The 14,832-nt window shown below is 28.6% G+C and carries 10 protein-coding genes; 1 reads left to right on the top strand and 9 read right to left on the bottom strand.

All coding sequences use genetic code 11. From position 1 onward, the window contains the following. Positions 1-34: 34 nt before the first annotated feature. Positions 35-1,576, top strand: coding sequence for a glycine--tRNA ligase (locus BLT70_RS00755; RefSeq protein WP_091890185.1), 1,542 nt, complete (start codon positions 35-37; stop codon positions 1,574-1,576). Positions 1,577-1,662: 86 nt separating this feature from the next. On the opposite strand, the gene BLT70_RS00760 is transcribed toward BLT70_RS00755, so the two are convergent. From BLT70_RS00760 to BLT70_RS00800, 9 genes are all read right to left on the bottom strand, one after another. Further along, a complete protein-coding gene (locus tag BLT70_RS00760; protein WP_091890188.1) occupies positions 1,663-2,160 on the bottom strand; it encodes a DUF3575 domain-containing protein in 498 nt (165 codons plus the stop codon). A gap of 56 nt (positions 2,161-2,216) precedes the next feature. Further along, positions 2,217-2,807, bottom strand: a complete 591-nt coding sequence (locus tag BLT70_RS00765) for a DUF3575 domain-containing protein (protein WP_091890191.1) — start codon at positions 2,805-2,807, stop codon at positions 2,217-2,219. A 165-nt stretch (positions 2,808-2,972) separates the two neighbouring features. Continuing rightward, positions 2,973-4,109, bottom strand: a complete 1,137-nt coding sequence (locus tag BLT70_RS00770) for an efflux RND transporter periplasmic adaptor subunit (protein WP_091890194.1) — start codon at positions 4,107-4,109, stop codon at positions 2,973-2,975. A gap of 2 nt (positions 4,110-4,111) precedes the next feature. Beyond that, on the bottom strand, positions 4,112-8,431 hold the full coding sequence (locus tag BLT70_RS00775; RefSeq protein ID WP_091890197.1) for a CusA/CzcA family heavy metal efflux RND transporter: 4,320 nt from the start codon (positions 8,429-8,431) through the stop codon (positions 4,112-4,114). A gap of 71 nt (positions 8,432-8,502) precedes the next feature. Next, positions 8,503-8,892, bottom strand: coding sequence for a hypothetical protein (locus BLT70_RS00780; protein WP_091890200.1), 390 nt, complete (start codon positions 8,890-8,892; stop codon positions 8,503-8,505). A gap of 69 nt (positions 8,893-8,961) precedes the next feature. Continuing rightward, complete coding sequence (locus BLT70_RS00785; RefSeq protein WP_091890203.1) at positions 8,962-12,339, bottom strand: hypothetical protein; 3,378 nt, start codon at positions 12,337-12,339, stop codon at positions 8,962-8,964. Positions 12,340-12,397: 58 nt separating this feature from the next. Next, a complete protein-coding gene (locus BLT70_RS00790) occupies positions 12,398-12,883 on the bottom strand; it encodes a methylated-DNA--[protein]-cysteine S-methyltransferase (protein ID WP_231962866.1) in 486 nt (161 codons plus the stop codon). Positions 12,884-12,890: 7 nt separating this feature from the next. Then, positions 12,891-13,988 carry a hypothetical protein gene (locus BLT70_RS00795; RefSeq protein WP_157691807.1) on the bottom strand — a complete coding sequence of 366 codons (1,098 nt, stop codon included), beginning with the start codon at positions 13,986-13,988 and terminating at the stop codon, positions 12,891-12,893. A gap of 4 nt (positions 13,989-13,992) precedes the next feature. After that, a complete protein-coding gene (locus tag BLT70_RS00800; RefSeq protein WP_091890211.1) occupies positions 13,993-14,757 on the bottom strand; it encodes a TatD family hydrolase in 765 nt (254 codons plus the stop codon). Between the last annotated feature and the right edge of the window lie 75 nt (positions 14,758-14,832).

The raw sequence follows: 14,832 nt of genomic DNA on the forward strand, positions 1-14,832 counted from the left end.
AAAATTTGAGTAAACATGTATCTTTGCGCTCATTATGGCAAAACAAGAAGATCAATTTAAAAAAGTTTTATCACACGCAAAAGAATACGGTTATGTATTTCAATCATCAGAAATTTATGATGGTTTAAGCGCGGTTTACGACTATGCTCAAAATGGAGTTGAGCTAAAGAAAAATATTAGAGATTATTGGTGGAAAGCAATGGTGCAAATGCACGAAAACATTGTTGGTATTGATGCAGCAATTTTAATGCATCCTACAACTTGGAAAGCATCTGGTCATGTAGATGCTTTTAACGATCCTTTAATTGATAACAAAGATTCTAAAAAACGTTACAGAGCAGATGTTTTAATTGAAGATTATTGCGCTAAAATCGAAGGCAAAATAAATAAAGAAGTTATTAAAGCAGCAAAACGTTTTGGAGACGCTTTTAATAAAGAAGAATTTTTAGCTACAAATGCAAGAGTTGTTGGTTATCAAGAACAAATAAATACAATTTTAGCAAGAATGGGTAAATCTTTAAGTAATGAAGATTTAGCAGATGTTAAGTTGTTAATTGAAGAATTAGGTATTGCAGATCCTTTAACTGGTTCTAGAAATTGGACAGAAGTTAAGCAATTTAATTTAATGTTTGGTACTCAAATTGGTGCATCTGCAGAAAGTTCTACGCAAGTTTATTTAAGACCAGAAACAGCGCAAGGTATTTTTGTAAACTTTTTAAATGTACAAAAAACTGGTAGAATGAAAATTCCTTTCGGAATTGCACAAACAGGTAAAGCTTTTAGAAATGAGATTGTTGCAAGACAATTTATTTTTAGAATGCGTGAATTTGAACAAATGGAAATGCAATTTTTTGTAAAACCAGGAACTCAAAAAGTTTGGTATGAACAATGGAAAGAAACGCGTTTAAAATGGCATTTATCTTTAGGAATGGGAACAGAGAATTACCGTTTTCATGACCACGATAAATTAGCACATTATGCAGATGCAGCAGCAGATATCGAGTTTAATTTTCCTTTCGGATTTAAAGAATTAGAAGGAATTCATTCTCGTACAGATTTCGATTTAAAAGCACATGAAGAATACTCTGGTAAGAAATTACAGTATTTCGATCATGAAGAGAATAAAAGTTATACGCCTTATGTTGTAGAAACTTCTATTGGTTTAGATAGAATGTTTTTAGCTGTTTTTTCTAATTCTTTAGTAGAAGAAGAATTAGAAAACGGAACAACAAGAACCGTTTTAAAATTACCAGCAGTTTTAGCGCCTTTTAAAGCGGCAATTTTACCTTTGGTTAAAAAAGATGGTTTGCCAGAAGTTGCTCGCGAAATTATGGAAGAATTAAAATGGGATTTTAATGTTTTTTATGATGAAAAAGATGCAGTAGGTAAACGTTATAGAAGACAAGATGCAAACGGAACGCCTTTTTGTATTACAGTAGATCATGATACTTTAGCAGATAAAACTGTTACTATTCGATATAGAGATTCTATGGAACAAAAACGTGTTGCAATAGCAGATTTAAAAGATATTATTAAAGCTGAAGTTGATGTAAAGACTTGGTTACAAAAGATGTAACTATATTGCGTTTTAACACAAAAAAAAGAGGTCGTCTAAAAACAATTTAGACGACCTCTTTTTTATTTAAATTATTGATTTTTTTTCTAGAATCTCCAACCTACATTTAAGCCCAATCTTGGAACTATTACAGGTGAATCTGAGCCAAATAAATTACGACCAAGACCACCATATAAATCAATAGTTAAACCACCGCTTGCTATGTACTTTGTACCTACTGCAACACCAAGAGCGCCATCTGTATATTTTACATCGTAAATGTCAGAATTTTTAACGGATTCTTTTTTTCCAGAATTTATTCCAAAAAAACCTTCACCAAAAAAGTTCCATTGCTCATTTGTTGTGAAATAATGACGATAATAAGGAGTAATCATTGTGTTTTCATTGTATCTAAAATCGGCACTTTGTTTTGCTAAATTAAATGAAGCAGAAACTCCAAAAGAAGATTCGTCTGATAAATATTGTTCGTAAGAAAACGATAAATTTTTAATTATTAATGTGTTAGCTATATCTAGTTTTAATTCTTGTTGAGCAAAACCAAAAGAACTTATAAATAAAGTAATAAGTAAAACTAATTTTTTCATGGATTTTATTTTTATTAAATATGTGGTGCAAACATACTAAATTCTAATTGTATAATTTAAAATCTGTACCCTAAAGAAATGCCTCCTCTAGTAATTAAATCATTTTCTAAATAATCATTGTCGTTACTACTATTATTAAAAAGGTTTCTACCAACACCTAAATATATTTCTGCTGTAAAACCAGATTTTATAATAAATTTACCACCAACAGATACTCCAAGAGCAAAATTTGTTTCTTTATAGACCTCATCATTCTCAATGTAATTTCCATAATTATCGTAATAGGAGTAATAATAATTTATGTCTTTATACGTGTTTAACATTCCAAAACCTTCTACAAAGAAACCTCTTGCATATCTAGATTCAGAAAAATACCATCTATAATAAGGTGTTATAGAAAACTTTTTAGGAAAATATAAATCATTATTAATATCATTAAAGTTGTAGAAAACTCCAACTCCAAATGATGAATCTTTGTTCAGTAAATATTCATAAGAAACATCCAAAGAAGAAAAAACAATTAAGCTAAATGCATTTAATTTTACTTCATATTTTTTGTTAACATCTTGTGGGTAAATTGATTCCTTTTCTTGAGCAAAAGAGATTGTTGTTACTGCTAAAAGAATTAATAAAGTAATTTTTTTCATGGTTTATTTTTAATGTTTTAAGTTAACAAAAGTATCAAAAAGCATTCCACGAAAAATTTAAAACAGTTTTTTATTACAGAATCTATGTAAGAGCTGTTTGTAATATCTATTTATTTTTATTAATTAATTGATAATTAGGTTTATAGTTGTTGTTTATTGTAAAATTTATTCTTCAGAAAAACTATTTAGCAACATAAAAATTCCTTTTGTAAGTATTTTTTTGTTATTAAATACTTCATAATTTTTTATTTGTATATAATTTTCATCTTGTAAACCAACATTTAATTCCACCTTTTCAAATTGATATATATCCTCTTTTGTGCCTTTTAAAACGAGAGCATAATAGCTGTCATTATTTTGTATGATTGCTCTTTTTGGAAGTGAAATTTCTTTTTTTGAATCACAAATAATATCAGCTTCTACAAACATTCCTGTAATAAAATTCGTTTTCTCTTCTTCATGTATATGACCATGAACTTTAATAGTTCTGTCGTTATTTATAGTTGTACCAACCAAATGCACTTCTGCCTCATAGATTGTATCGGATGCTTCAGGAACTTTAAAAAGTATTTTTTGCTCTTTTTTAATTTTTAAAATATCTTTTTCGAAAACGGATAATTCTAAATGAATATGATTGGTATTCACAATTTCTAATAACTCACTTTCAGAAGATACAAAAGTTCCATTGCTAACATTTACTTTGGTTACAAAACCATTTATAGGTGAATAAATATTTATTGTTGATGTAATTTGTCCTTTTTCAACAGTATCTGGATTGATATTTAGTATTTGTAATTTTTGACGCAAACCATTATAAGTAGCTAAATTACTCTTGTAAGTACTTTCTGCTTTTAAGTAATTTTTTTCTGATGAAATTTGTTCATCAAACAAAGTTTTTTGTCTAGAATATTCATTTTTTAAATAAGCAAGTTGTTCTGCGATTTCTAAATATTCTTGTTGCATTTCTACAAATTCAATGTTTTTTAAACTAGCAATTAATTGACCTTTTGTTACTTTGTCGCCAATTAAAAGCGGAATTTTAGTTACATAACCACCAACAAAAGTACTCACGCTTGCTTTATTTTCTGGCGGAACATCAATTATTCCGCTTGCTTTTACAACTGTGTTAAAAGTTTGTTTAGTAAGTTGACCAAATTCCATTTTTTCACCCTTAAATTGAGCCTTATTAATACTGATTTCGTTTTTATTAATAACAGTTTCTATTTCTGTAGTTGAAGGTTTTTCTTTATTTCCACAAGCTAAAAAGGTGATGGAAAATAGTAAAATATATATGTTTTTCATTTTTAAAATGTATTTAAAATAAGATAATTAATGTTGATAACAGTTTGGTTGTAGGTATTTAAATTTTCTAAATACGTTAACTCAATGTCTTTTGCAGTTTCTAAACTTTGTATGTATTGAAAAAAATCTATTTCACCTTCTTTAAATGTAAGGTTAGCGGTTTTGATAATTTCATTTTTAAGAGTTTTCCCTTCGTTTTCATAATAGTTTATAGCTTCTTCATATTGTTTTAATGTTGCTAAAAGCGTATTATATTGTCCTTCTAATTTTATTTTATAAGCTGCTTTTTGTTCAATAACAATTTCTTGAGCAATTTTAGAAGCTTTAATTTTTGATGAAATACCAGAAAATAATAACGGAATTTTTAATCCAAATTGATACCCATTTATGTTTGTGTTTAATTGACTATTTGTACCTTGAAAATATTCTAAACTAATATCTGGTAATAAACTTTGCTTTTCTTTTTTAGTTAAAGCTTTTTGATAGTTTTTAGCATTATCAAAATATTGTAACCCTAAATTATTTTTAATAGAAATAGTTTCAATCTTTAATTTTATAAGCGGTTGATCTAAAATACGTAATGAATTTATTTGCACAACAGCTTTTAATTGTTCTGATGAAAAGACTACCTCCTGCAAAGCTTGATTACAGGATGTTTGTAATTGTTTTTGTTTAGATTTTGCAGTAATCATTTCTAAATAATTAGTCTCACCTAACTCAAATTTTCGTTTTGCTTTTGTTGCAAAATCTAAATACAAGCTATCTAAAAAACGATAGGTTTTTAACTTATTTTTAGCATAACTAAGCTGATAATAATTGCTGTAAACTGCTTTTTTAATTTGCATAAGTTGCAAACTATAATTCGTTTCTTCGATGTTTACTTTTGATTTCTGTACCTTTTTATCAGCAAAATAAACCGTTGGAAATTTAAAATCTTGCGCAATTCCAAATACTTTTAAAGGCAGGTTATTTACAGCCAAATTATTTTCATCATAACTATAATAAAAAGCTGTTTTATCAAAATTAAATGCATTTCCAACTAAAGCGTTGCTTTCAGCTATTTTTAAATTAGCAGCTTTTAAACTCTTATTATTTTTTATAGCCAAAGTTAAAGTTTCATTGATTGTTAGTTTATTTTGTGCAGAACTACTGATAATAAAAAAGAAACCAAGAATAGTAAGAACACTATTTTTAGTCATTTTTATAGATTTTTTTTCTTCAAACCATGCGTATAAAACTGGTAAAACAATTAATGTTAAGATTGTTGCAGTTACCAAACCACCAACAACTACAGTTGCTAACGGACGCTGAACTTCTGCACCTGCATTCGTAGAAACAGCCATTGGTAAAAAACCTAAAGCAGCAGCTGAAGCAGTTAATAAAACAGGTCTTAAACGTTCTTTTGTGCCTCTTTTTATGCGTTCTTCAATATCTTCAATTCCTTCTTCTTTAAGTACTTTAAAATGTTCTATTAACACAATTCCGTTAAGAACTGCAATTCCAAAAAGTGCAATAAAGCCAACTCCTGCAGAAATACTAAAAGGCAGATCTCGAAGCCAAAGTAATAAAACCCCACCAACAGCAGAAAGCGGAATGGCAGAATAGACTAATAGCGCTTCTTTAACAGAACCAAAAGCAAAGTATAAAAGTAGAAAAATTAATGCTAAAGCAACAGGAACGGCAACTGTTAAACGTGCTTTAGCGCTTTGTAAGTTTTCAAATTGTCCGCCATAAGTAACCTTGTAACCAACAGGTATTTTAAATTTTCGATCAATAATAGCTCTTACATCATCTACAACAGATTGTAGATCTCTATTTCTAACATTTATGCCAATTACAATTCTACGTTTTGTGTCGTCTCTAGAAATTTTAGCAGGTCCGGTTGTATATTTAATTGTTGCTAATTCACTCAACGGAATTTTATTTCCATTTGGAGTATCAATATATAAATGTTGTAAACTTTCGAGATTCTTTCTATTTTTTTCATCCAAACGAATCACTAAATCAAAGCGTTTTTCACCTTCAAAAATATTACCAACTGTTCCGCCAGCAAACCCCATGGTAATCATTTTATTTACATCAGCAATATTTAAACCATAACGTGCAATTTTACTGCGGTTAAAGTTTACACTCATTTGTGGTAAACCTTCTACTTTTTCTATAATAATGTCTGATGCTCCTTCTACATTTTTTATCAATTCTTTTACTTCGTTTGCTTTATTAGCTAAAACCGATAAATCGTCACCAAAAATTTTAATTGCAACATCTGCTCTAACCCCTGTAATTAACTCATTAAAACGCATTTCTATAGGTTGTGTAAATTCTACTTCCATGCCAGGAATTATGGCTAAAGCTTCTTTAAATTTATCGGCTAACTCATCTTTGCTTTTTGTAGAAATCCATTCGCTTTTCGGTTTTAATTTGATAATAACATCGCTTTCTTCCATAGACATTGGATCTGTAGGAACTTCTGCAGCACCAATTCTACTAACTACTTGATCGACTTCTGGAAAATTATCTAAAAGAATTTGCTCTATTTTTGTGGTAATTTCGATGGTTTTGCCTAATGATGTTCCTGTTTTTAAAACAGGCTGAATTACAAAATCGCCTTCATCTAAAGTTGGTACAAATTCACCACCCATTGTGCTGAATAAAAATACACTTGTTGTTAATAATAATCCAGCCAAACCAATAACAATTTTTTTATGAGCTAAAGCCCATCCTATCGATGGTTTATACCAAAAATTTAACACTTTCATCAATTTAATGGAAATGTTATTTTTATTTTGTTTTTGAGATTTTAAAAAGAGAGAAGAAGCAACCGGAACGTAGGTTAAACATAGTAACATAGCGCCAATTAAAGCAAAGCTAAAAGTAAGTGCCATAGGTCTAAACATTTTACCTTCTACACCGCTTAAAGATAAAATAGGAATAAAAACTATTAAAATGATTAATTGCCCAAAAATGGCAGAATTCATCATTTTTGAAGCGCTTTTAAGGGTAATTTTATCAATTTCTTCTTGTTTCCCTTCTGATGAAAGAGATTTTAGCTTATCACTTTCTGTAATAATTCTAAAAGCAATAAATTCAACAATAATTACTGCACCATCTATTATAATACCAAAATCAATGGCACCTAAACTCATTAAATTGGCATCAACCCCAAAAATATACATTAAAGAAATTGCAAATAATAAACTTAAAGGAATAACTGAAGCAACGACTATACCAGACCGTAAATCTCCTAATAATAAAACAACAACAAATATTACAATAAGTGAACCTAAAATTAAGTTTTCAGAAACAGTAAATGTAGTTTTGTTAATCAGTTCGCTACGTTCTAAAAAAGCATTAATATAAACGCCTTCTGGTAAAGTGCTTTCAATTTCGCTTACACGCTCTTTTACAGCATCAATAATAGCTTTAGAGTTTCCGTCTTTTAGCATCATAATTTGCCCAAGCACTTTTTCTCCTTCTCCGTTTCCAGTAATTGCGCCAAAACGAGTTGCACTACCAAAACCAATTTTTGCAACATCTTTAACGTAAATGGGTGTTCCTTCATTTTTAACGACAATATTGCTTATATCTTCTAGGTTTTTTATCAAACCCTCACCTCTAATAAAAAAAGTTTCGTTGGTTTTTTCTATATAACCACCACCAGCAATACTGTTGTTTTTTTCTAAAGCATCAAAAATTTCAACGACAGAAATTTGCATTGCATTTAGTTTATTCGGATTGATTGCAACTTCATATTGTTTTAAAAGTCCGCCCCAAGTATTCACTTCAACAACACCCGGAATTCCAGAAAGTTGTCTCTTTACAATCCAATCTTGAATAGTTCGTAATTCTGTTATAGAATAGTGATCTTCAAAACCAGGTTTTACATCTAATATATATTGATAAATTTCGCCTAAACCAGTTGTAATTGGTCCCATTTCTGGAGTTCCAAAACCTTCTGGAATTTTTTCTGAAGCCGATTTAATTTTTTCGGCAATTAATTGTCTAGGCAAATACGTGCCCATTTCATCATTAAAAACAATGGTTACAACAGATAATCCAAATTTTGAAACGGAGCGAATTTCTTCAACTCCAGGTAAATTTGCCATTTCTAGCTCAACCGGATAGGTAACAAATTGTTCAATATCTTGTGTAGATAAATTGCGCGATGTGGTAATAACTTGTACTTGATTATTGGTAATATCTGGCACAGCGCCAATAGGTATTTGGGTTAAAGAAAAAATACCGAAACCAATAATAAATGCTGTGAAAATGAAAATAATCAGCTTATTTTTTAAGCTGATTTTTATAATGCTTTCTAACATAATTAGTATATTAAAATATTGTAAGCTATTGAAAAATAACTTATTAAGAAATGACTTTAATCAGTAAAGAATTATGCGGATTTTGGCGGTTGAAAAACAGCATGTTTTTCAAAGGAGGAAGAAGATTCTTTGTAAATGAAATAAGAAATAGCTTCTAGAACATCATCATTTTCTATTTCAAAAATTATTGGGTTTAATGTAAAATGAGTATTTAAATGACTGCAAGTTTGAGAATCATGCTTGAAAGGTAATTTTTCATGTTCTTTATGATTGTTGTTTGCTTGATATTGATCTTCAAAATAATGTTCAGATAAAAAATCAAAAAAAGTATCACCATATTTTTCTTGATGAAATTGAGCATGTTTTAACAATACATTTATTTTAGAAAATGATTCTGCATCAATATTTAGACTCTGAAGCAGAATCAAATTTGATAATAGAATTGTTGCAAGTTTCATCATTAGAGTACAAAATAAAGAATTTTTTTAAACAAATCATGATATAATTGTTACATAACGAAAATTTAATCTTTAAAAATTAGCTTTTAGTTGTACAGTTCCGGTATGAATTGTTTTAGAATTTTCGCTTTTTCGTCCTAAATAATTAAGATTTAAGTTTAAAAATGAATTTAGTTTCTGATTAAATAACAGGCTCCAGGTATAATTTTTTCCATTTTGTAAACCCTCTAACATCTGATATGCAACTGGTGTATTTTCGCTTCCTGTAAAATCATTTAAAAACACATTTAGATTTGCAGAAATTTGATTTTTCTTTTTACTGATATAAAAATATTCTATTCCGAACTTTTGTTGATTTAGTTCTTCGAAATCTTCCAATTTATTTTGTTTGTTTTTAAAGTGATAAAAGGCAGAAAACCGATTGTTAGTATTGTATAAAAAAGTAAGTTTTGGCTGAATTTCTTTTGCATCAATTTCGTAATTTCTATTCGTAAAATTTTCAGTTTCTAAGGTGTTTTTTGATGTTTTACCTAATAAATCTATCAACCAGAAATCTGCAAATTTATGAGTATATTCTATTTGATGAAGTTTGATGTTGTTTTCTTGATTACCTATAAAATACTGTTGTTTTATCTTAGAATCTCCATAAGTAAAAGTCATACTATTTTTTTGCAAATCTTTGTTGAAAAACAAGCTGTTTCTAAAATTGAGGTTTAAACCGATTAATGAGTTTTCATCAAAATTAAAAGGATTTAGTTGAAACGAATTTCCAATTCTTTCTTGTTCGTTTTCAACGGATAAAAAACTTTGATTGTAAAAATGAGAAATCAGTTTTTTAATTCCCGTTTTTAAAGACCAACTCCTTGGATTTATACTTAAATTTTGTTGAAATTTTGCACGTTGTGTTGCAATATAACTCAAGTTTGGTTTTGGCACACGTAAGTAATCAGCTTGATCTTGAAACTGTGCAATTTCAAATTCATTAAAATCTTGAATTCCGTCATTATTATAATCAATCCAAGTATAAAATCCAAAACCGGGTTCTGTTTTTACATATACATAATCTTGTCTAGCAACATTTCCTGATGAAGTTTCATAAACTGAACTTAAAAACATGAAATCTTTAAATAATTTCTGATTAAAAATAACTCTAGAATTTAGGTTTTTCTCATCTTCGGTAAAATAGTTTTTTGTGATTCTGTAATTTGCAAAAATGCTTAAATCGGTATTTTTATTTTTGATAAGTTTACTATTTAAGTAAATAGTTTTTCTGTTGTTGATTTCTGTAAATTCATTTAATTTTATACTGTCATTATTTCTATAATTAAAGCCGAATTTCGCGAAAATTTTGGTAGAATCTCCAATTCCAAAATAACCTTCATATTCTTTAAAACGGTGACTTGTATTGATAAACTCTTCAGTGTTTAGATCTTTTCTGCTGTTTGTTTCAAAGTTGATAAAAGCTCCAATCCAAGATTTTTTTAAACTTTGATTTACTGTTGCTTTTGCTCTAAAAAACGTGTTATCTTCTAATGTAGAAGTGTTTTCTAAAAAACTTCCATCAACAAAAAAAGAGGTGTTATTAAATTTTAATTTCGATGTTAATTCATGTTTGTTTCCATTAAAAACATCTGTATAATTTAGATTGTTAAATCTATATAGCACAAAATTATCTTTTTTATTTTGTAAACTTATTTCAGATTGAAAATAGTTTTTTGTTGCATCATTTGTTAAAATATTCCAATCTCTATTAAATTCTATGGTTTCCCAACGCTGAATTGTTTCAAAGTTTTTTGCTACAAATTCATGATTGATATTGGTTTTTAATTGCCATTTTTTATCAATCAAAATTTGTTGCCAACCAACTTTTACTGCAACTGCTTTATTCTGATCATCATTAATGTTAGAAAATAAGTTTGCATCATTATTACTAAGCGCAATTTCTGAATTAATTTGCATTTTTTCCGTGGGATTATAATCAGACTTTACAACAAAAAACTGAGATTTTGTGGGAGCAATTAAATTTACAATTGGTTGATATTCTCCTTGATTTACACCAACAAAAACAAAAATATTTCCAATAGCAATACTTCTGTCTAAATTATAATCGCCATTATTTGCGCCCACATTTGTAAAAGTTACATTGTATAATTCGTCTGTTTCTAGGTTAGAATATTCAAAAATTTCTATCACGCCATTTATTACTTTTTTGTATAAAATTTTGTTTTCATCATAAGTGTCTAAAAAAGCACTTTCAGAAAACATTGCATCAGCATTATTGCCAGCATTTGCTAAAATTTGTTTTTGTTCTGTAGATAAACTTTGTTGTATAGGTTGGTTTTTCGCATCATTTTCTGAATAAAAATATCCTGCAATATTTAATTTTTCACTTTTATAATCTACTTCATTATAAGTAATAAAACGTGTGTAATTTCTATCAGAATATTGAAATTCTACAGTAATTCTCATGTCGTTTGTAACAGGAAAAGTGGTGTTAAAAGTAATTTCGCCTAAATTATAATCAATTGTATAATCTTCATTTTCGCCACGATTAATTAGTAAACCATTAATGTAAACACTTTCGCTGCCTTCGATCATAATAATTGCAGATTCATTATTTGCGCCATAAAGTTTATAAGGACCTTGATTTCCTTCTGCAGCAGTAAAAGTAAAACGGTTAAATTTACCTCTTACAACAGCTCCAGAAGCAGCAATTTTTAAATTATCGTTTACGTTTGCTTCAACTTCTAAACCTGCAACCTGTTTTGTGAAAGTTAAAAAATAACTTTTATCATTTTTTAGAGAAATATCTCCAGCTCTTACGCGCCAATTATTGCTGAACATTTCTATAAAAATTCTATCAAAATCTGTAATATTTTGCGAATATCCGTTTTCTTGAATCGGAATATTTGTGTCAAAAATATTAGCTCTTAAAGTTACGTCTTTAGAGAGTTTTCCAGAAATTTCTAAATCTAAAGCTGAGTTTGTTACCGCATTTTGGTTATTACCAGAAGTAATTCCTCTAGAAATAAAACCTTTGGTTTCTAAGCCTTCGAAAAGTTTAATTTCTGATGCTTTTTTATTGGTTGTTAAACTGTATAAAACGCCATTATTTGTGGTGTTTTCTATAATAAGTTTTTCATCATAAGGAGAATAGACTTTAGTAATAAATTCTGGAAATCTAAAATATTCAACTGTAATTTTCGAGTATTTTTTTGAGTTGATAATCAAAATTGCTTTGCTAAAATCTACTTTGTAATTAGAAGAAATTATTAGGTTTTTAGAATTATCAAGAATTTTAAATTTCTGAGAATTAATAGGCACAGAATCTAACCGAATGGTATCTTGTTTTACCTCTATAATTCTTTTTCTAAAATCTGTTGATATCGTTTGCGATTGGATCGAAAATCCAATAAATAAAAGTATAAGAAATGTGTATTTTTGAAGCATATAAAACAATACCTAGAGAACGTAAAAATATGTTTTTTATGTTTTAATAAATCAAAATTTAAAAAAGAGCTTGTTGTTTTACTGGGTTTTCATGCGCTAATAACCATTTTTTACGCCAAATTCCGCCAGCGTAACCCGTTAAAGAACCATCAGAACCAATAACTCTATGACACGGAATGATGATCCAAATAGGATTTTTACCGTTTGCAGAAGCAACAGCTCTAATCGCTTTTACATCTCCTAAAGCCTTACTTTGTTCTAAGTAAGTTCTGGTTGTATTAAAAGGAATATTCAATAATTCTTCCCAAACTTTTTTCTGAAATGAAGTTCCTTTCGGATTTAGTTTTAGGTTGAAATCAATTCTTTTTCCTGTAAAATATTCTTCTAATTGAGAAACACACTCTTGCAAACATTCTGGCGTTTCTAAATTTAAGAGTTTATCAGAAATAGCATTTTCATCTAAAACAGCAACAGATTGAATTCCGCTTTTATCACCAATAATTTCAGCGATTCCTATGGGTGTTTTGTAATATGTTGTTTGTATCTGCAAATTATTTTTTTGATAACAAACGACCTTCAATTCCATAATATAAACCAATATTAAAACTATAACCTTTTAAATTTGGATTAAAATTAGAGTTGCTCATAAAAATTCTTGCTCTAAAATAACTATTTCCTTCTTCTCTGATGTCGAAAAGAGAAGGCGTAAAATTGACCTTTTTTTTGTTTTTTAAATCAAAATTTACACCAAAAACAGAAGTTGCCGCAGAAGTTTCTTGTTTATTATCTTCATTTCCTGCTTCACTAAGAAATGTAAGTCCATAACCAGCAAAAGGCATAATTCTAAACTTTTTTGTTTCATAAACAGGATATCCAACATAACCATTTAAAAGTCCGATTGTACTTCTTTCACCTTCAGTAATTAGAAATGAATCATCAATTAAATCGGTATTTAATTTGCTGTTTGTAAAGTTCATATTTAAGCCCATAAAAACTTTTTTATAAGAAAATTCAAAACCAAGAGACATCGCAATTGTGTTGTTAAAAACTTCATTATAAGTATCGCCATAAAAGCCAAAATCTACTCCGCCGTATAAACCATACGTCCAATTGCTTTTTCTAAAATCAGGTATTATAAATGAAGGAGAAGTTGCTAACTCTTCGGATGTTTTTAAAAGCCATTGAGCTGTTACATCTTGTTGAATTCCATAATTTCCTTCTTGCTGAAAGTTATAAACTTCTCTTTCTAACTGACTTTTGCTGTCGCTAAATAAAGGATTTACCTCATAGATATTATTTGATGTATAAATTCTTTTTTGTAATTTTCTTTTATGAATTTCCACCAGATTAAAAATTACCTGATTGTAATCTAAATGATGCTCATCTTTTAAATTATGATGAACAAATGATAAAGATTTATCGATATACGCATCAGAAAAAACACCATAATAAGTAACGTCATCAATCACTTTTTTATCAGTTTGATACATTAAAACATATGCAAGATATGTTGGATTATTTTGTGTTGGTTGCGCTTGAAAATCGTCCCAAGTTAATTTACCATCTTTCCAATATTTTCTATATTCTTCTTGCGAATTAATTGTGAAAGTGAGTGCTAATAAAATTATAAATACAAAGTATTTTTTCATAGTGTTAAACATTAAAAATATTTTTTGAGTTTTGTGTAGTAATTTCTGCAATTTTATTAAAATCGATTCCATAAATATCAACTAATTTGTCGATAACATTGGTAATAAAAGCGCTTTCGTTTCTTTTTCCCCTAAAAGGAGTTGGCGCTAAATAAGGAGAATCGGTTTCTAAAACAATGTGTTTTAAATCTATTTCGTTTAGAAATTTATCAATTTTACCATTTTTAAAAGTAGCAACTCCACCAATTCCTAATTTCATATTATAAGAAATGGCTTGTTTTGCTTGTTCTAAAGTACCTGTAAAACAATGGAAAATCCCTCTTAAATCGTCACTTTTTTCTGATTCTAAAACCTCAAAAATTTCATCAAAAGCATCTCTGCAATGAATTACTATTGGCAATTTTTTTTCTTTTGCCCATTTAATTTGAGTTCTAAAAGCTTCTTGTTGTTGGGTTAAAAAACTTTTATCCCAATATAAGTCGATACCAATTTCACCAATTGCGTAAAAATTTCTTTTATCAATCCAGTTTTTTACGTGAGCAAGTTCTTCTAAATAATTTTCTTTTACAGAAGTTGGATGCAAACCCATCATTAAAAATACCTCATTTGGGTAATCTTGTTCTAAAGAAAGCATGCTTTCTGTGTAAGTAGAATCTATAGCCGGAATAAAAAAACGAGAAACACCGGCGTCTTTTGCTCGTTGCATCATATCTTTTCTGTCTTCGTTAAATTGATCTGAATATAAATGGGTGTGCGTATCTGTAATCATTTTTTAGTTTGATTTTCGTCAACAAAACTACTAAATATTCCTGTTTAGATTGCTATTGTCTTACATTTTATAAAA

It is taken from the genome of Polaribacter sp. KT25b, assembly GCF_900105145.1.
Taxonomy (GTDB): domain Bacteria; phylum Bacteroidota; class Bacteroidia; order Flavobacteriales; family Flavobacteriaceae; genus Polaribacter.

What these genes read in the sequence shown, in the direction of transcription:
- BLT70_RS00755 (WP_091890185.1), top strand. Translation starts at nt 35, where the DNA reads ATGGCAAAACAAGAAGATCAATTTAAAAAAGTTTTATCACACGCAAAA.
- BLT70_RS00760 (WP_091890188.1), bottom strand. Translation starts at nt 2,160, where the DNA reads ATGAAAAAATTAGTTTTACTTATTACTTTATTTATAAGTTCTTTTGGT.
- BLT70_RS00765 (WP_091890191.1), bottom strand. Translation starts at nt 2,807, where the DNA reads ATGAAAAAAATTACTTTATTAATTCTTTTAGCAGTAACAACAATCTCT.
- BLT70_RS00770 (WP_091890194.1), bottom strand. Translation starts at nt 4,109, where the DNA reads ATGAAAAACATATATATTTTACTATTTTCCATCACCTTTTTAGCTTGT.
- BLT70_RS00775 (WP_091890197.1), bottom strand. Translation starts at nt 8,431, where the DNA reads ATGTTAGAAAGCATTATAAAAATCAGCTTAAAAAATAAGCTGATTATT.
- BLT70_RS00780 (WP_091890200.1), bottom strand. Translation starts at nt 8,892, where the DNA reads ATGATGAAACTTGCAACAATTCTATTATCAAATTTGATTCTGCTTCAG.
- BLT70_RS00785 (WP_091890203.1), bottom strand. Translation starts at nt 12,339, where the DNA reads ATGCTTCAAAAATACACATTTCTTATACTTTTATTTATTGGATTTTCG.
- BLT70_RS00795 (WP_157691807.1), bottom strand. Translation starts at nt 13,988, where the DNA reads ATGAAAAAATACTTTGTATTTATAATTTTATTAGCACTCACTTTCACA.
- BLT70_RS00800 (WP_091890211.1), bottom strand. Translation starts at nt 14,757, where the DNA reads ATGATTACAGATACGCACACCCATTTATATTCAGATCAATTTAACGAA.